The sequence below is a fragment of the Paenarthrobacter sp. NPDC090522 genome (genome assembly GCF_044769225.1).
In the GTDB taxonomy this organism is placed as follows: domain Bacteria; phylum Actinomycetota; class Actinomycetes; order Actinomycetales; family Micrococcaceae; genus Arthrobacter.
On the sequence record NZ_JBIVXL010000006.1, the window covers coordinates 150,746 to 167,301 of the forward strand.

At 65.4% G+C, this 16,556-nt stretch carries 17 protein-coding genes; 11 read left to right on the top strand and 6 right to left on the bottom strand.

Annotated elements, in window-relative coordinates; all coding sequences use genetic code 11:
* Positions 1-8 precede the first annotated feature (8 nt).
* Positions 9-1,034 (top strand): GNAT family N-acetyltransferase, encoded by a 1,026-nt coding sequence (locus tag ACIQT2_RS09610; RefSeq protein ID WP_402945853.1) that lies wholly within the window; start codon positions 9-11, stop codon positions 1,032-1,034.
* A 9-nt stretch (positions 1,035-1,043) separates the two neighbouring features.
* On the opposite strand, the gene ACIQT2_RS09615 is transcribed toward ACIQT2_RS09610, so the two are convergent.
* On the bottom strand, positions 1,044-1,562 hold the full coding sequence (locus ACIQT2_RS09615) for a DinB family protein (protein ID WP_400334562.1): 519 nt from the start codon (positions 1,560-1,562) through the stop codon (positions 1,044-1,046).
* Positions 1,563-1,688: 126 nt separating this feature from the next.
* On the opposite strand from ACIQT2_RS09615, the gene ACIQT2_RS09620 reads away from it, so the two are divergent.
* Positions 1,689-2,081 carry a VOC family protein gene (locus ACIQT2_RS09620; RefSeq protein WP_400334560.1) on the top strand — a complete coding sequence of 131 codons (393 nt, stop codon included), beginning with the start codon at positions 1,689-1,691 and terminating at the stop codon, positions 2,079-2,081.
* 57 nt (positions 2,082-2,138) lie between these two features.
* Here ACIQT2_RS09620 and ACIQT2_RS09625 read toward each other — a convergent pair whose 3' ends face one another.
* On the bottom strand, positions 2,139-4,664 hold the full coding sequence (locus tag ACIQT2_RS09625) for a DNA topoisomerase (ATP-hydrolyzing) subunit A (protein ID WP_400334558.1): 2,526 nt from the start codon (positions 4,662-4,664) through the stop codon (positions 2,139-2,141).
* Positions 4,665-4,719: 55 nt separating this feature from the next.
* Between ACIQT2_RS09625 and ACIQT2_RS09630 the strand changes: the two genes are divergently transcribed.
* The 4 genes from ACIQT2_RS09630 (at position 4,720) to ACIQT2_RS09645 (ending at position 10,134) form a co-directional block, all read left to right on the top strand.
* The gene (locus tag ACIQT2_RS09630) at positions 4,720-7,407 is read left to right on the top strand and encodes a GNAT family N-acetyltransferase (RefSeq protein ID WP_402945856.1); all 2,688 of its coding nucleotides are present in this window, start codon (positions 4,720-4,722) and stop codon (positions 7,405-7,407) included.
* Between the two features lie 78 nt (positions 7,408-7,485).
* Positions 7,486-8,211, top strand: a complete 726-nt coding sequence (locus tag ACIQT2_RS09635) for a DUF5998 family protein (RefSeq protein ID WP_400334554.1) — start codon at positions 7,486-7,488, stop codon at positions 8,209-8,211.
* A gap of 29 nt (positions 8,212-8,240) precedes the next feature.
* Entirely contained in the window at positions 8,241-9,419 is a 1,179-nt protein-coding gene (locus ACIQT2_RS09640) for an alkaline phosphatase family protein (RefSeq protein ID WP_402945858.1), read from the top strand.
* The gene (locus tag ACIQT2_RS09645; RefSeq protein WP_402945859.1) at positions 9,412-10,134 is read left to right on the top strand and encodes a thymidine kinase; all 723 of its coding nucleotides are present in this window, start codon (positions 9,412-9,414) and stop codon (positions 10,132-10,134) included. Before ACIQT2_RS09640 ends, ACIQT2_RS09645 begins: the two co-directional genes overlap by 8 nt.
* On the opposite strand, the gene sepH is transcribed toward ACIQT2_RS09645, so the two are convergent.
* Positions 10,131-11,510 carry a septation protein SepH gene (gene sepH, locus ACIQT2_RS09650; protein WP_402945861.1) on the bottom strand — a complete coding sequence of 460 codons (1,380 nt, stop codon included), beginning with the start codon at positions 11,508-11,510 and terminating at the stop codon, positions 10,131-10,133. The two genes, ACIQT2_RS09645 and sepH, sit on opposite strands and share 4 nt — an antisense overlap.
* Before the next feature lie 288 nt (positions 11,511-11,798).
* Between sepH and ACIQT2_RS09655 the strand changes: the two genes are divergently transcribed.
* Positions 11,799-12,098, top strand: coding sequence for a DUF4193 domain-containing protein (locus ACIQT2_RS09655; RefSeq protein ID WP_397322811.1), 300 nt, complete (start codon positions 11,799-11,801; stop codon positions 12,096-12,098).
* On the opposite strand, the gene ACIQT2_RS09660 is transcribed toward ACIQT2_RS09655, so the two are convergent.
* Positions 12,095-12,595, bottom strand: a complete 501-nt coding sequence (locus ACIQT2_RS09660) for a DUF3093 domain-containing protein (RefSeq protein ID WP_400334547.1) — start codon at positions 12,593-12,595, stop codon at positions 12,095-12,097. The genes ACIQT2_RS09655 and ACIQT2_RS09660 overlap by 4 nt on opposite strands.
* 54 nt (positions 12,596-12,649) lie before the next feature.
* Here ACIQT2_RS09660 and dut point away from each other — a divergent pair, with 54 nt between their 5' ends.
* The 4 genes from dut (at position 12,650) to ACIQT2_RS09680 (ending at position 15,164) form a co-directional block, all read left to right on the top strand.
* Positions 12,650-13,186, top strand: coding sequence for a dUTP diphosphatase (gene dut, locus ACIQT2_RS09665; RefSeq protein ID WP_402945863.1), 537 nt, complete (start codon positions 12,650-12,652; stop codon positions 13,184-13,186).
* A gap of 109 nt (positions 13,187-13,295) precedes the next feature.
* Positions 13,296-14,030 carry a DUF3710 domain-containing protein gene (locus ACIQT2_RS09670; RefSeq protein WP_402945865.1) on the top strand — a complete coding sequence of 245 codons (735 nt, stop codon included), beginning with the start codon at positions 13,296-13,298 and terminating at the stop codon, positions 14,028-14,030.
* Complete coding sequence (locus ACIQT2_RS09675; RefSeq protein ID WP_400334543.1) at positions 14,023-14,400, top strand: hypothetical protein; 378 nt, start codon at positions 14,023-14,025, stop codon at positions 14,398-14,400. The genes ACIQT2_RS09670 and ACIQT2_RS09675 overlap by 8 nt, the downstream gene beginning before the upstream one ends.
* Positions 14,397-15,164: a DUF3159 domain-containing protein gene (locus ACIQT2_RS09680; protein ID WP_400334541.1), complete on the top strand. Its 768-nt coding sequence runs from the start codon at positions 14,397-14,399 to the stop codon at positions 15,162-15,164. The genes ACIQT2_RS09675 and ACIQT2_RS09680 overlap by 4 nt, the downstream gene beginning before the upstream one ends.
* On the opposite strand, the gene ACIQT2_RS09685 is transcribed toward ACIQT2_RS09680, so the two are convergent.
* Together ACIQT2_RS09685 and ACIQT2_RS09690 are read right to left on the bottom strand one after the other, a co-directional pair.
* A complete protein-coding gene (locus ACIQT2_RS09685) occupies positions 15,131-15,868 on the bottom strand; it encodes a potassium channel family protein (RefSeq protein WP_397322803.1) in 738 nt (245 codons plus the stop codon). The genes ACIQT2_RS09680 and ACIQT2_RS09685 overlap by 34 nt on opposite strands.
* Positions 15,868-16,539 (bottom strand): potassium channel family protein, encoded by a 672-nt coding sequence (locus ACIQT2_RS09690; RefSeq protein WP_400334539.1) that lies wholly within the window; start codon positions 16,537-16,539, stop codon positions 15,868-15,870. Before ACIQT2_RS09690 ends, ACIQT2_RS09685 begins: the two co-directional genes overlap by 1 nt.
* Between the last annotated feature and the right edge of the window lie 17 nt (positions 16,540-16,556).

Here is a 16,556-nt window from a genome sequence, read left to right on the forward strand (position 1 = left end):
CTGTTGGCATGGCCGTAGAGCACCCTCATGACGTTCCGCCGCGCGACGATCTACCGACAGCCGAGGCTACGGGCCTGCGGTGGCAAGCCGCCACCGTGGACCAGCTCCACAACTGGGCCGCACTGATCGCCCGGACGGCCGCCGTCGAGCATCCTGCGTGGTTCGAGAAGTCCGGTGACCTGGTCCACATCCTGGAGTCAACCACCAACGACGCCCGGACCAACACTCTTCTGGGCCTCGATGGCGACGGAGTGGCCCGGGCCTACGGCCGCATCATCAAGAACCCGGACGGGGACAAGGCCACTGGCATGGGCTGCGTCGATCCTGGCTGGCAGCGCCGGGGGATCGGCTCGGCCGTCCTTGCCTGGCAGGAAGCACGGACCATCGAACGGTTCACCGCCGACGCCGGGTCAGGGCACCTGGCGTCACCACCCCGGCTCCGGGTGCGGACGGAGGAGCAGCACCGGCACCAGGCGGTGCTGCTGGAATCGCGCGGGTATGCGGCTGTGCGTTGGTTCAATGAGATGCACCGTCCACTGTCGGTTCCCGTGCCCCTGGCGCCGCTCCCTCCGGGACTTCAACTGCGGACCCTGGACTCCTCGCTGCACGAGCCGGTCCGTTTGGCACACAACGACGCTTTCAGGGACCACTGGGGCAGTGAACCGAGGGACCGGGAATCATGGCGATTCACCATGGAAGAGCCCACGGCCCGGCACGACTGGAGCACGGTGGCGATCGATACGGCCTCGGGGACGGTGGCGGGATACCAGCTGGCCAGCTTCGACCCAGACGCCGCCGCTGACCGCGGGTTCACGGAGGGCTACACGGAACTGCTCGGTGTACGGCGCGAATTCCGCGGCAGGGGGATCGCCCAGGCCCTGCTGGCCGATGCCATGCGCAGGTTCGCGGCGGCCGGCATGGACATGGCCTCGCTGGATGTGGACTCGGCGAATCCCACGGGAGCGCTCGGTTTGTACGTGGGCATGGGTTACACGCCGGTAAACCGGAGCATCACGTGGGAGAAGTTATTGTAGCGCTGTCGTTCAGCCGTCGACGTCGTGCAGATGATGGACGACGTCGTGCAGGAAGTACTGCGAAAACGTCAGGACCGTGAAGGCCGAGCCGTTGCTCCGCGTGCCGGTCCGTTCCCATTCATCCTGGACTACGCGCGCGAACGACTCAGCAACCTGTTCGCCTTCGGTGACCAGTTCGTCGGCGACCTGGCTGGGGTCGGAGGATCCGTAGTCGCCATCGATGGCTGCCTGGTCCTGGTCCCAGTTGTCGAAGGCTGCATTTTCCTGCGTGAGCATCAGGTTCAAGCGTTGGCCGAACAGCTCGAAGACATCCCTGACGTGGCACGCGTATTCCACGGGGGACCACGTGTGGTCATTGGGCCGGGTTGTTGCATCTTCGCGCTTGAGGACCGAACGCCACCGGGGAAGCATGCTCAGGACGCTTCCGGGTACGGTCGCCGGCGTGACCGTCGAAGCATCGAATCCACATTCGGGGCAGGGCTCGGCGAGCACCCACGTCCAGTCTTTGTCCTCAGGAATGATCGGCATACCGCCAGTCTATGCGGCTCCTTGCCCTGTACTGCGCAGGCGGTGAAACAGGTCCCGTTTGCCGATTGCTTCGCGACGGCGCAGGAGTAGAGTTCGTTCCGGGAGGAGAGCCGGAAAGAGAGAATCATGCTCAAAGATCAGCAAGTAGCTGCCGTTCTGCCGGCACAGGATCTGGCCAGGGCCCGTGGGTTCTACAGCGAGAAACTCGGTCTTGAACCCGACAATCCGGATGCTGCCGACAACCTGCAGTACAGCTGTGGCAGCGGAACGGCGTTCCTGCTCTACGAAACGCCGAACGCCGGAACAGCCAAGAACACCCAGATGGGCTGGAATGTGGATGATCTTGCCGCCACAGTAGCCGAACTCCGCGGAAAGGGCGTGGTTTTCGAAGACTACGACTTCCCCGGGCTGAAGACAGAGGATGGCATCGCCACCATGCCCGATGGCACCGCAGCGGCCTGGTTCCTCGATACCGAGGGAAACATCCTCAGCCTGAACCAGATGGGCCGTAACGGCTGACGCCCAACGGGACGGGCCGGCGGCTTCCTGAGGCCGCCGGCCTTTCCTTTGCCTCGCCTACGCGCCGTCCGGAGCGGCTTCGGGCCACGCCATGCTCGGACCGATCGCCTCCACCGGTTGGGATAACGGCACGCCGGACCCATCCCTTCGGCCGTGTTCATGCGGAAGGGCCCGGGCAACGCCTGCGCTGGTTGACGCCTTGGCCGGGCCATGCCCCGCCCACGCCAGCAGGAGCGTGTCTTCGCCCTTGAGGAAACGGTGGGCGCGGACACCGCCGGTGGCGCGGCCCTTGGCCGGGTACTCGTCGAAGGCCGTCACTTTCGCCGTGCCCGGCGCCGTTCCGGGCAAGGCGCCAACGGTTCCGGCGATGGTGACCACGACGGCGGCCGGATCGTTCGGGCGCACGGCACCGAAGTGGATCACTTCGTCTCCCGCTGCCAACTTGATGCCCGCCATGCCCCCTGCCGTGCGGCCCTGCGGCCGGACGTTGGACGAACTGAACCGCAGCAACTGGGCTTGCTTGGTCAGGAAGACGAGATCGACGTCGTCCTCCTGCGCCGGTTCCACGGCGAGGACGGTGTCCTTGTCCTTGAGCGAGATGATCTCCCAGTCCTCGCGGTTCAACGGATAGTCGGGCTGGACGCGCTTCACCACGCCCTGCACGGTGCCGATCGCCAGGATCTGATCCAGCGGGACGAAGGCCACCAGGGCCTCGCCCTTGAGCAGCGTGATGAATTCCCTGGCCGGCACACCGCCGGCCAGGTTGGGCAAACCGCTCACCGGCGGAAGCACAGGCATGTCCATCACTTGGAGCCGGAGCATCCGGCCGGTGGAGGTCACGGCGCCGATTTCGCCGCGGGCCGTGGTCTTGACCACCGAACGGAACACATCGTGTTTTGCGCGCGGACCCGATTCGGCGAGGGGTTCCTGGTTGGAGGTCCGGGCGATCTGGCCGGACATGCTGAGCAACGCCCAGCAGGGGTCGTCCGGAATTTCCAAGGGAAGCGCGGCGGCCTTGCCCTTGGGGCCCGGAGCGGCAGACGCCAGGGCGGCGGCGACCGTCGGAGACACAGCCTCGGATTCCAACAGGACTGTCCGGCGCGGAGTTCCGTACTTCTCCGCGATCTCGGCCAGCTCGCCGGAAACCAGCTCACGAAGCAACTGGTCGCTGCCCAGGATCGCCTCGAGGGCTTCGATTTCCCTGCGCAGTTCGTCCTGCTCTTTCTCCAGCTCGATGCGGGAGTACTTGGTGAGCTGGCGAAGGCGGAGCTCCAGGATGTAATTGGCCTGGATCTCGGTGAGGTCGTAGATGGACATCAGGCGTTCGCGGGCCGCGGAAGCTTCATCGGAAGACCGGATGATCTGGATGACTTCGTCAATGTCCACGATGGCGATCAAAAGGCCCTCCACCAAGTGGAGGCGGTCCTTCTTCTTGCCCAAGCGGAACGCCGTCCGCCGGCGGACCACGTCAAGGCGGTGGTCCACGTACACCTGCAGGAGCTGCAGGAGCCCAAGCGTCTGCGGCTGGCCGTCAACCAGGGTGACGTTGTTGATGCCGAAGGAATCTTCCATCGGCGAGAACCGGTAGAGCTGCTGGAGGACGGCGTTGGGATTGAAGCCGTTCTTCAGTTCGATCACCAGGCGCAGGCCGTGGTTGCGGTCCGTCAGGTCCACGACATCGCTGATGCCGGTCAGCTTCTTGGCGTTGACCGCATCCTTGATGCGCTCGATCACCTTTTCCGGGCCAACCATGTACGGAAGCTCCGTGACCACCAGGCCGGTGCGCCGGGCAGTGAGCTGCTCCACCTCCACCTTGGCCCGGGTCTTGAAGGAACCGCGCCCTCCGGCGTACGCGTCGCGGATGCCGTCCAAGCCGACGATCCGCCCACCCGTGGGCAGGTCCGGCCCCGGGATGAACCTCATGATGTCATCCAGCGTCGCCTCGGGGTTGGCGATCAGATGGCGTGCGGCCGCGATGACTTCCACCAGGTTGTGCGGAGCCATATTGGTGGCCATGCCGACGGCGATGCCCGTGGTTCCGTTCACCAGGAGGTTGGGGAACGCGGCCGGCAGGACTTCGGGTTGGGTCAGCTGGTTGTCGTAGTTCGGAACGAAGTCCACCACGTCTTCGTCGAGGTGGTCGGTCATGGTCAGGGCTGCGGCGGCCAGCCGGGCCTCCGTGTACCGGGGCGCGGCCGGACCATCGTCCAGCGAACCGAAGTTGCCGTGGCCGTCGATCAACGGCAGGCGAAGGGAGAAATCCTGCGCCATGCGCACCATGGCGTCGTAAATCGCGGCGTCACCATGCGGGTGGAGCTTGCCCATCACTTCGCCCACCACGCGGGCACTCTTGACGTGGCCTCGGTCGGGGCGGAGGCCCATATCGGCCATCATGTAGAGGATGCGGCGTTGGACAGGCTTGAGGCCATCACGTGCGTCGGGAAGGGCACGCGAATAGATCACCGAATAGGCGTACTCCAGGAAGGAGCCCTCCATCTCGGAAGTGACGTCAATGTCGACGATCGTCTCGGTGAAATCGCCGAGGGGCTCGCCTTTGCGTGCTGAAGTTTGGCTGCGGGCCATGGGTGTGGTGGATCCTTGAAAGTTGTACTGCGGATGTTTTAGCTAGGCTAAGCCTATGGTGGATCAGCCCGGGGTCGGCATTTATCCGGAATATTGGGAGGCCGATGTCGTCCTGCGCGACGGCGGGACCGCCCACCTTCGCCCCATCCGCCCGGAGGATGCGGACGCGCTGCAGGCCTTCCACGCAGGCCAGTCACAAGCCTCCATCTACATGCGGTTCTTCTCCTTCAAGGCCAAGCTCTCCGGCAAGGAAGTCCGTCGCTTTACCGAAGTGGACCACGTCAACCGGGTCGCGTTCGTCATCACCATCGGTGGCGAGATCGTGGGCGTCGGGCGCTACGACCGCCTGGACGACCCCGCCGAGGCGGAAGTCGCCTTCAACATCTCCGATGCCCATCAAGGCCGCGGCATTGGCTCCATCCTGCTGGAGCACCTGGCCGTTGCTGCCCGCGAAAACGGCATCCGGCGCTTCACCGCGGAAGTCCTGCCGGAGAACCGGAAAATGCTCATGGTCTTCGCGGACGCCGGTTACGACCTCACCCGCCAGTTCGACGACGGCGTCGTCAGCGTCGAATTCAACATCGACCCCACCGATAAGTCGCGGGCTGTCATGGAGGCGCGCGAGCACCGCGCAGAGGCGCGCAGCGTGCGCGACCTGCTGGCGCCGTCGTCCATTGCCGTCATCGGTGCCAGCCGCAAATGGGGAACCATCGGCTACCAACTCCTCGAACACGTGATCGAAGGTGGCTTCAAGGGCCCCGTCTACGCCGTCAACCCGGAGGCGTTCGAATTGGCGGGCATGATCTCCTTCGCCCGCCTCTCGGAGATACCAGGACCGGTGCAACTCGCCATCATCGCGGTTCCCTACGAGGAAGTCCCCGGAGTGGTGGACGAGTGCGCGGCCGCCGGCGTCAAGGGACTCGTGGTGGCCACGGCGGGCTTCGCGGACGACGGCGAGCGGGGCCTCGCCCGCCAGCACGAACTGGTCAGGCGTGCCCGCGCCAACGGCATGCGCGTGATCGGGCCTGAGTCGCTGGGCATCCTGAATACCCACCCGGACATTTCCCTCAATGCCTCCATGGCTCCCACCATGCCGCCCAGGGGAGGGCTTGGCCTCTTCAGCCAGTCCGCAGCAGTGGGTGTGGCAGTCTACGCGGCCTCAAGCCGGCGCCGCCTCGGGTTGTCATCGTTCCTTTCGGCGGGCAACCGGGCCGACGTCTCCGGCAACGATGTTATGCAGTTCTGGGAAGACGACGCGGACACTTCCGCCGTCGGGCTTTACCTTGAATCCATTGGCAACCCGCGCAAGTTCTCGCGTCTTGCCCGAAGGTTGTCCCGCAGCAAGCCCGTGATCGTCGCGAAGTCCGACGTCACCGGCCTCCGGCTTCCGCCCGGGCACGAAGTCCGGACCACCCAGGCGCCCGCGGCGGCCGTGGATGCCATGATGCGCCAAGCCGGCGTGATCCGCGTGGACACCATAGAGCAGCTCATGGACATCGCCCAGATCGTCTCCACACAGTCGCTCCCGGCCGGACCTGGAGTGGCGGTCTTCGCCAATTCGGTGGCTCTTGCCACGGTGGTGGCGGACGCCGCGGCCCCCGCCGGACTCGACGTCAGGCGAACCATCACTGACGTTGACCTCGACGCCGGGATGTCGCTTGCGCTGCCGGCTTTCCGGAGGAGCCTGCGGGACATCCTCGCCGACGAATCGGTACACGCGCTCATTGCCGCGCTCCTGCCGGCGCGGGGGGTGACGGTGGCGGCGCTCGCAGAAGTCCTTGCCGAGTGTGCTGCGGAGGCCGGCAAACCAGTGGTGGCTGCGTTTACGGGAATCTTGGATCCTTCCGTGCAGGTTGAGGGCATGGTGGGGCAGGACGGCACGGCGCAACTGCCGTGCTACTCCAATGCGGGGTCCGCTGTGGCCGCATTGTCCGCGATCGTCCGTTACGCGCAATGGCGCGACCGTGACCAGGGCCTGTTCGTCGAACCGGACGGATGCGACGTCGAGGGCACCAGGGCGGCGTTGGCGTCGATGCTGTCCGGGGTGACAGGGGAGAAACTGCGAAAGCTCGACGCCGGTGCTGCCGCGGCGTTGCTGGCCGGTTACGGAATCGGGGTGGTGCCGGCGATCGGCTTCGGCACGCCGGATGAGGCTGTCAAGGCAGCCGAATCGATTGGATGGCCGGTGGTGCTGAAGACCACGGACCCTGCGCTGAGGCACCGGCTGGACCTGGGCGGGGTGCGCCTGGACATCCAGGACGCTGCATCGCTTCGCCAGAACATCGGACAAATGCGCCGGGCGCTGGAACCGTATGGATCCTCGTCGCTGGAAGTACAGGCCATGGCTCCAGTAGGCCAGGCCTGCACCTTCAGGGCCATGGAGGACCCCCTGCTGGGGCCGGTAGTGTCCTTCGGCCTGGCAGGGGACGCCGTGAACCTCCTGGACGATTGGGCGCACCGGGTTCCGCCCCTGTCCGCAGCCGACGTGCACGACGTCATCCGGTCGCCCCGGGCATCCCGGAAGCTGTTCGGATACCAGGGCCTGCCGGCGGTGGACGTCCCGGCCTTGGAAGACGTTGCGGCCCGGTTGGCAAAACTCAAGGACGACCACCCGGGAATCGCCCTGATCGAGTTCAACCCCGTGCTGGCGGGCCCCAAGGGGGCAACCATCCTGGGGGCCGAAGTGTGGATCGGCAATGCGGCGCAACGGACGGACAGCGCGCGCCGGGCCATGCGGAACTAGCCCCTGACCACGCACGGCATGCGTTTGTGCCGTGCGATGCGGTTAGGAAGTCACCAAGCGATCTGTGAAAATGGGGGAATGAGCACCCAGTCTCCGACGCCTCAATCCCGCCCGTCAAACACCGGGCACCACACCGCGCGCAACCACAGCTCCCAAGCACAGAGCCTGGACCAGGCCCTGCAGCAGGCAGGTTTCTACCCGCGCCTGGTGGCCGACGTCGTCGATGATGCCTTGGACGGCCGTGATTGCCTGTCCCACCTGGTGCACCTGGAAACCCATTTCGACAGGGCTGAGGTCCGGCGTCACATCACCGTGCTGGTACTGACGGAGGACATGCTGGTCATCACCCACGTGGACGACCAGCAATTGGATGAGGCCGGCGAGCAGATTGTCGCGCAGATTTCCACGGAGTCGGTGCCTGTGGCCCAGATCCGTTCCGTCGTGCTGAGCTACATGTACTCCCAACCCCAGGACTACAAACCGTCCGATCCTGTCCGCGAGCTGACGCTCTCCATTGCCTGGTCCGGTGGACAGAGGCTGGACATGGGCCCGGCCAGTTGCGGCGATCCGCAGTGCGAGGCGGACCACGGCTACACGGGAACCATTGCCCAGGAGGACATTGTGCTGCGCATCAGTGCCGAGGCGGACGGGCTCCAGGCAGTCCAGGACGCCAAGGTCTTCGCCCGGGCTTTACGCGCCGTGAATACGGGTGTTCCCACACCCGTTCCGCATGCCGGCATACCTGCGCCACGGCCGCGCTCAGGTGTCTTCAGCAATCGCCTGGGTCGCGGACACCAGCGTTGAGGATAGCGGGGCCAAACAGCACCAACGCCGTGTCCGACGTACCCTCACCGCCGCTATTCGGCGACAAGTCGATCGCCGAGGTCCTGACCAGCGCAGCCGCCAGCCTGGGCGTCCAGGGGTTTGCCAACAAGCTCCAGCTTCCGGCCAGCAAGCGGGTTTGCGTCGTCCTGGCTGACGGCTTGGGCCGTGCGCTGCTGAAACAAAAGGCATCGCACACACCGTTCCTTCGCTCGGTCCTCGCAGCAGGCCAGGGCCGGGTCCCCACGTGGATCGACTCGGCTTTTCCGAGCACCACCGCGGCATCCCTCGCCAGCCTGGGGACGGGCTTGCCGGCCGGAAGCCACGGCATGGTGGGCTACGACGTCCTGGATCCCGCCCAGGACAAAGTGGTCAACCTGCTCGGCAACTGGGATGCCCACGTGGATCCCGCCGTGTGGCAGCCCCACCCCACAATCTTTGAGCGGGTGTCAGCCGAGGTGGACGCCGTGACGGTAAGCCTCCCGCAGTTCGGCAACTCGCCCATGACACAGGCCGCACTTCGGGGCAGCCGCTTTGTCGGTGGCACAACACTCCATGCACGGACGGCTGCTGCTGCCGAGGCGATGGCGTCCGGCGGCCCGTCGTTGATGTACTTCTACGTCAATGAGCTGGACAAGGCGGGCCACCGCCACGGCTGCCAGTCCGAGCGCTGGGAGCACCAACTCGAAGAGCTCGACGCCACAGTGAAGCGGTTGTCCACGTCCCTTCCCGCGGGCACCACCATCCTGGTCACGGGAGATCACGGAATGCTCGACGTTCCCGAGTCCCAGCGCATCGATTATGCGGCAGATGCGTCCTTGGTGGCCGGCGTCCGCCACACGGCCGGCGAGCCGCGCATGGTTCATCTGTACCTTGAACCTGACGCAGGCCCGACCACGCGGGAGTCACTCCTGGCAGCGTGGCGTAAACGGTTCGGGGAGCGGATCTGGTTGTTCACCCGCGAACAGGCCGTCTCGGCCGGTTTGTTCGGCGACGTCGAGGCGCAGGTGTCGCCCCGCATCGGCGACATCATGGTGGCGGCGCGGGACACGCTCGCGCTGTATGACACCAGGCGTGTCCGGCCGACATCCCTCGAAGTAGTGGGTCAGCACGGCTCCCTGACCAAGGCCGAACGCGAAGTACCGTTCCTCTGCTTTTCCGCCACCGGCAAGAAGGGTGCCCGTGGCTGAGCTGGTCTTCTTCTCCGGCACCATGGACTGCGGGAAATCGACGCTCGCGCTGCAGATGGACCACAACCACCGGGCACGGGGCCGGGGTGGCGTGCGTTTCAGCTGTAATGACCGGGCAGGGGAATCCATTATTTCCAGCAGGCTTGGGCTGCAGACCGACGCCGTGGAGGTGCACGGCTCCACCGATTTTTGGGATGAAGTGGTGGTCCGGCGGACCAGCGGACTCCGGGTGGACTACCTGATTTGCGACGAAGCCCAGTTCTATTCCGCGGCCCAAGTGGAGCAACTGGCCCGCCTGGTGGACGAGATGGATGTTGATGTCTTCGCCTTCGGAATTACCTCGGACTTCCGTACCAGGCTCTTTCCCGGTTCGCAGCGCTTGATTGAACTCGCGGACAAAGTCCAGGTCCTGCAGGTCGAGGCCCTGTGCTGGTGCGGCCGCCGCGCCACCCAAAATGCCCGGACCGTGGACGGCATCATGGTGGTGGAGGGCGAACAGGTCATGGTTGGCGACGTCGCGCCGGGGGATGACGCACTGATGGATGACGCCGCGCCGACAGCCGGAGTGGTGGAGTACGAGACGCTCTGCAGGAGGCACTACATGCGCCGCGTCACGGCCCATGGTGCCAACCTCATGGCAGGTTCCGACCAGACATTGCCGTTCGACATCGAGGCATGCCTGTGGCCGGGGGCAGGGGAACTGCGCCGGAGCTAGTCTCCCCGGGCCCCGAAGACGATCTCGTCCCAACTGGGGATGCTGGACCGCTTGGGCCGCGAAGGCTGGCGTTCGGCCGGTGCTTCGTCTGCCTTCGGCGCGGGGCGTTCCTTGGATCCGGCAGCGGAGCCGTCGGTCGGCGCGGGGTGGCGCCGGGATCCGGCCGTGGCTGGACCACCCAGCAACTCATCGAGGCCTGCCCTCTGGACGGGGCCCTGGCTTGGAATGTCGCCTGTGCCGTCTGTCTCGTCGTCCGCGACGGGTGTATCGGCCGCCGTCGGCAGTTCGTCAAGCGCCGGAACCGGCCGCAGCGGGCCGGCGACGACGGTTATCTCCCGCGTTTCGGTACTGACGCCGTCGTGCAGCCGAAGGGAATCGTCGGCGTCGTCGGATTCAACGTGCCGGGGTGCGAGGCTGAGCCGCGACAGGATGGACGGGCGGCCGTCCCGCGCCGCAGGTTCGGTTGCCGGCTGGGTATCCGGTGCGGTGTGATCTCCGTTGGGTTCGTCGCGCTGGTCCTGGCCTTCGTCGTCGGGGCGGGGGTGCGCGGCCGGGACGTTGCTCAACAGGACGGCCAAGGCGTCGTCTGCGTCTTCGTCCACTCCGAGGCGCTGTCCACGCCGCGAGCGAAGCATCTCCAGGAGGTTGTCCGAATCCTTCGCAGACGCCCGCACGGAAGCGCCGCCGTCTGCTTCGACGTCGAAAGGCCGGTCGGAGACGGCAGCCAGCCGGCGCGCCGGAACAGGGCCGTCCAGCGGCTCAAGTTCGCTTAACTGCTGGGCCCAGCGGTTGGCGTTGTGCAGGGACTTCCGTTGTGGACTGAAGGTCCACATGGCAGGCGGTTCTTCGCCGATGGTCCCGTCGGAGCCGGGTACGGTTTCAAAGCGCGCGACGACGGTCCAGGTGCCGTCGGTGCGGCGCCAGGAATCCCATTCGACAGTGGCAGGGTCAATGCCGTGGGCCGACAACCTGTGGGCGACCATCTCGCCGAGGGTGGCGGGGTTGTCCCCGAAGGCCGAACGGTGGACGTCATGGCCAGGGGAGGGAGCAGCCACTTCCACGTTTCGTGCCTGCTGTGCCACATACTCGCGTTCGGCGAGGACCGGTCCTTCGTAGCGCTGGACGTTCGCGAGGGGCAGTCCGGACAGTTCGGCCACTTCCGCGGCGGTTGAACCGCTGCGGATCCTTGCCTGGATATCCCTCGGCGACATGGCCACGGGAGTGATGGAGGCGCGTGCTGCGACCTGGGCAGGGGTCCGGCTCGCCGCGGCCCGCAAGGCCTCGTCGATCGGAAGCTGGAACATGGCACCGCCGGGACCGCTCAAGAGGAGATGCCCGCCGTCGTCGTGGACGCCTACCAGCCGTAGATCCTGCATAACACCCTCCACCACATGGCATAACTGACATTCGAAACTCTGCCACCCACGGTGCCCTTTTCCTACTAGGAGAAAGGGCGTGCCGTGATATTCCGGCGAAAACAGCCTTCTCAGTTCGTGGGAGGGGCCGCTGGCGGAGCTATGGACAATCGTGGGTCAGGGGAGGAAAATCTGGCCGATACCGGGCACAAATCCGGGGAGTCCGACGTTACATCCCTACAACCGCTGCGGGCCGCGAAACCCACCGCGGGATCCCAACCGCATCAAGCATCGAGGATAAGAAAGACCATGGCCACGGACTACGATGCCCCTCGGAAGACCGAGGAAGACGTCAGCGAGGACTCCATCGAGGAACTCAAGACGCGCCAGTCGGGAAAGCAATCCTCGGCTGTGGACGTGGATGAAACGGAACTGGCCGACGGCTTCGAACTGCCGGGAGCCGATCTTTCAGGCGAAGAGCTGCTCATCCAGGTCATGCCGGCCCAAGCCGACGAGTTCACCTGCTTCAACTGCTTCCTGGTGAAGCACCGTTCGCAGATCGCCGCGGAGCGGAACGGCCACCTGTACTGCACGGAGTGCGAAAGCTAGGAAACCTGCTGCCGGTCCAGCGCGGCAACCAGTTCCTGTGGCCTGCGGGACGAAGCAATCCAGTAAGGCGTGCGGTCGGCAGGATCGGTGATTTCGATCTTGACCACGGGATCGATCCAGCCCCGGAAGCACATGTAGGCCAGGCCATTGAGGCGCGGACCGCGTTCCGCGGTTGCTTCGGCCTTGGTAAACGCCTCAACGGATCCGACGAACTTCCGGTCAATGCTGGCCCGGCCCACCCGAAGGGTGTCCTTGGTGACGGAAATCGTGGGGGTGGAGAGCACCAGCAACGTGGTCATGATCGCCAGGAGCACCAGTGCGGCGATGACGCCTGCAGCAGGGCTGATGGGAGCGAACATCAGGATTCCTGCGCTTGAGAGGCCAACCACCACAATCCAGATCCAGATGGTGGGCCACAGCTTTTCCTTGAACAGGACCTCTCCTGGGGTGGAGGAGTTCCGGGCAGGCAAAGGGGCGGACTGGTCAGGCGTAGGCATGGGTCCAGCTTATCCGCCGTCGAGGGGAGGTCGCTCCACGTAGAATGGACCACTGTGAGCAACGAGACCGCAGTATTCAGTAATGACTCCCTTTCCCCGGAAACAGAAAGCGGTGACACCGCCTCCTACGGCGCGCCAACCCTCGAGGTACAGCTGAAAATGCTCGACGCGGGCTTGGAAGCGCCCTCATATGCCCACCCGGGTGATGCGGGTGCTGACTTGCGGGCCCGCGTAGACGTGTTCCTGGCTCCGGGGGAGCGGAAACTTGTTCCCACCGGTGTCTCGATCGCCCTCCCCAACGGCTTTGTTGCGCTGATCCACCCCCGTTCCGGCCTGGCAACCAAGCACGGACTGACGGTGGTGAATGCTCCGGGAACGGTCGACGCCGGGTACCGGGGCGAAATCGCCGTCACTTTGCTCAACACCGACCAGAGCCAGGCAATTGAGCTCAAGCGCGGGGATAGGATTGCCCAAATGGTGATCCAGCGCGTGGAATATGCCCGCTTCGTCGCCGTTGACGAGCTTTCCGATTCTGTCCGCGGGACCGGCGGCTTCGGTTCCACCGGAGGCTTCAACGCCCCGGTGGCCTGACCATCCACACCCAACCAGGCAGGTGCGCAGGCTGTTGCCCGCCGCATTGCCGTACTTCGGCATGGGTGCGGTTTACTTGGGGATAGACCACTACTAAGGAGAAAACCCAATGGTTTTTGGGCGCGGCAAGAAGTCCAAGACTGAGCGGCCGGAAGCGGCCGTCATCGACGAGGAGAACGCAGCCCCGGGGCAGGCAGGCGCCGAGCCCGCCAAGGGCGACCTTCGGCTGTCCAAGGGTCCCTGGGACATCGACGAGATCGAGGACCGGGACGGTTACGTCGATCTCGGAGCCTTGCTGATCGCCCCTGCCGAAGGTCTGCAGCTCCGGCTCGAAGTCGAGGAAGCCACCCAGCGCGTGGTGGCCGTGACCATGGACCTGGCAGGCTCCAGCCTTCAGTTGCAGGCCTTTGCGGCTCCCCGTTCGGAAGGTCTGTGGGAGGAGATCCGCGAGCAGATCAGCCAATCCGTGGCCAGCCAAGGCGGCGAGACAGAGGAAGTCTCCGGTACGTTCGGCACCGAGCTTGTCGCCAAGCTTCCGGCCGAAGCTGCCGATGGCAGCCGGGGCTTCCGGGCGGCCCGTTTCATGGGCGTGGACGGTCCGCGCTGGTTCCTTCGCGGTGTCCTTGGCGGCGCCGCCGCGCTGGAGAAGGAGGCCGCGGCCGGGCTGGAAGAATTGTTCCGCCAGGTTGTGGTGGTTCGCGGGGACAACCCCATGCCTCCGCGCGAACTCCTGCAGCTGCGGCTGCCGAAGGACGCCACTGCTTCGGGACAGCCGGCCGCCCCGCACGACGAACCCTCCGTACAACGGCCGGAGCGGGGTCCGGAGATCACCCAGATTGGCTGAAACCGCAGGACAGCCCGTTCAGGGCACCCAACGGCAGGGCACCCCGCCGGGCGTCAGGGACCTCCCCGTCCGTGGCAGGGCCGTGTGCACAGGCTTTATCGAATCGGTAACCCATCAGCCGCCCAGCGAACAGCCGTTCTTTTCGGCAATCGTCGTTGACGCCTTGGAACACAGCTCGCTGTCCACGCTCAGTGGGAGCGCCAGGAAGCCCTATGAGCGGCTTCGGGTCATCTGGCTCGGTAGGAACCGGGTTCCCGGCATCGAGGCCGGCGTCCAGTTGCGGCTGAACGGGATGGTCACCGAAGTCGACGGCTTGCCGGCCATGTTCAATCCACGCTACGAAATACTTTCCCGTCAGGAGCACCGATGACCTCCGTCAATGGACCGGACCCCAAGGACCCTGCCGGGGCAAACCCTGCCGCCGATCCCGCGCAGCCGCCGTCGCCGGAAGCGCAGACAATGGCCGGCCTTGCCGCGGGTTATGCGGAGAAAGCGGGACTGCACCGTAACAGCTCCGGACACGTGGACCTGCTCAAATCAGCCGGGGGTGTGCAGGGCATCGCGGAGAGCATCCTTCCTGGCCTGGTGTTCCTGGTGGCTTTCACCATCACGCGGGACCTGACAGTTTCCCTGGTTGCCGCCTTGGCGGTTGCCGCCGTTTTCACGGTGGCCAGGCTGATCCAGAAGCGGCCGTTGACCCAAGCGCTGGCCGGAGTGGTCGGCGTCGGAATTTCCGCCTGGCTCGCCAACACCACGGGTAAGGCTGAAGATTTCTATGTCCTGGGCTTCTTCACGAACATCGCCTACATCGCGGGCATGGTGCTTTCGATTGTCCTGAAGTGGCCCATCGCCGGACTCCTGTTCGGCTTTGTGCGCAACGAGGGCCTGGACTGGCGCAAGGACCCCGAGCGGCTGCGGGCCTACCGCCTGGGCACCTGGATTGTGGTGGCCGTGCTGGCTTTGCGGTTGGTTGTCCAGGTCCCGCTGTACTTCATGGGTGAGGCGGGACTGACGGCCCTCGCTACTACCCGCCTCATCATGGGAGCGCCGTTGTACATCCTGGGGCTGTGGGTGGCTTGGCTTGTGACCAAGCCCGCGCCTCAGCCGTCGAAGCCGTCGTCGTCCGCGGACTGATCCGAAACTTCCGCCGACCCGTCGCGTGGTCCCTGCCCGGCCATTGAATCCGGAGACAGGAGCGCCCGGAGGCCGTCCTCCGCGGCGATGGTGGTGACGAAGAACAACTCGTCGCCACCGTCCAGGACATCATCCCTGCTGGGCGTAATGGGTGCTTGGTCGCGCAGAATGGCAACAAGCGTTGAATCCTCGGGCCATTCGATGTCACCCACCGTGCTCCCGATGACGTGCGAGTCATGGGGAACGGTGAACTCGACGATGGACGCCACACCGGTTTGCAAGGTCAGCAAGCGGACGATGTCACCGATTTCCACCGCCTCCTCCACCAGGGCGGTCATGAGCTGGGGCGTGTTGACCGCGACGTCGACGCCCCAGGAGTCGTTGAACATCCAGTCGTTCTTGGGGTTGTTGACCCGGCCAACCGTTCGGCCCACGCCGAACTCGGTCTTGGCCAGGAGCGAGACCACCAGGTTGACCTTGTCGTCTCCCGTGGCTGAAACCACGACGTCGGCGTCCTCCAGCTTGGCGTCCTGCAGCGTGCTCAGTTCGCAGGCATCGCCCACCAACCAGCGTGCACCACGCAGCCCGCTGCGCCCGATGACTTCCGGTTTGAGGTCGATGAGGAGGATCTGGTGGTTGTGGGCCAGCAGTTCACGGGCGATCGACGAGCCGACGCTGCCTGCTCCAACGATGACGACTTTCACTAATTCTCCTTGGCGGGGGCTTTGGCGAGGATCCGGCTGATATCCGAGGACCGGTCCAGGCTCAGCATGGCGTGCACGGTATCGCCTTCCTGGTAGGCCGTACCGGCCTGGGGCAGCAGGCCTTCGCCGAAGCGGGTGAGGAAGGCAATGCGGATGCCGGCCGCGGCCTCGATGGAGTCCAGGCTGTGGCCGATCCACCCCTCGTGAAGGTCCACTTCGGCCAGCACCAGCCGGCCCGACGGCTCGCGGTAATCGCCTGAGAGGTGCTGTTCCGGAAGGATGCGCCGCAACACCTGGTCCGCGCTCCAACGCACGGCGGCAACGGTGGGGATGCCGAGACGTTGGTAGATTTCGGCCCGGCCGGGGTCGTAGATGCGCGCCACGACGTGGGCAACGTGGAAGGTTTCCCGGGCTACGCGCGTGGCCAGGATATTCGAATTGTCGCCGCTGGAGACTGCGGCGAAGGCGTAGGCCTCTTCGACGCCCGCCTGCTTCAGGGTGTCCCGGTCGAAGCCGACGCCAGTTACCTTGCGTCCCGTGAAGGTGTTGCGCAGCCGGCGGAACGCGCGCTCATCCTGGTCGATGATGGCTACGGAATGCCCTGAATCCTCCAAAGTGTGTGCCAGGGTTGCGCCAACGCGGCCACAACCCATGATCACGAAGTGAGCCACCGTGTCTCCTTTTGTCT

Bases quoted from the DNA above. Each gene is read 5' to 3' on its own strand.
- ACIQT2_RS09615 (WP_400334562.1), bottom strand. From the start codon at position 1,562: ATGCCGATCATTCCTGAGGACAAAGACTGGACGTGGGTGCTCGCCGAG.
- sepH (WP_402945861.1), bottom strand. From the start codon at position 11,510: ATGCAGGATCTACGGCTGGTAGGCGTCCACGACGACGGCGGGCATCTC.
- ACIQT2_RS09610 (WP_402945853.1), top strand. From the start codon at position 9: ATGGCCGTAGAGCACCCTCATGACGTTCCGCCGCGCGACGATCTACCG.
- ACIQT2_RS09680 (WP_400334541.1), top strand. From the start codon at position 14,397: ATGACCTCCGTCAATGGACCGGACCCCAAGGACCCTGCCGGGGCAAAC.
- ACIQT2_RS09670 (WP_402945865.1), top strand. From the start codon at position 13,296: ATGGTTTTTGGGCGCGGCAAGAAGTCCAAGACTGAGCGGCCGGAAGCG.
- ACIQT2_RS09660 (WP_400334547.1), bottom strand. From the start codon at position 12,595: ATGCCTACGCCTGACCAGTCCGCCCCTTTGCCTGCCCGGAACTCCTCC.
- ACIQT2_RS09620 (WP_400334560.1), top strand. From the start codon at position 1,689: ATGCTCAAAGATCAGCAAGTAGCTGCCGTTCTGCCGGCACAGGATCTG.
- ACIQT2_RS09635 (WP_400334554.1), top strand. From the start codon at position 7,486: ATGAGCACCCAGTCTCCGACGCCTCAATCCCGCCCGTCAAACACCGGG.
- ACIQT2_RS09630 (WP_402945856.1), top strand. From the start codon at position 4,720: ATGGTGGATCAGCCCGGGGTCGGCATTTATCCGGAATATTGGGAGGCC.
- ACIQT2_RS09625 (WP_400334558.1), bottom strand. From the start codon at position 4,664: ATGGCCCGCAGCCAAACTTCAGCACGCAAAGGCGAGCCCCTCGGCGAT.
- ACIQT2_RS09655 (WP_397322811.1), top strand. From the start codon at position 11,799: ATGGCCACGGACTACGATGCCCCTCGGAAGACCGAGGAAGACGTCAGC.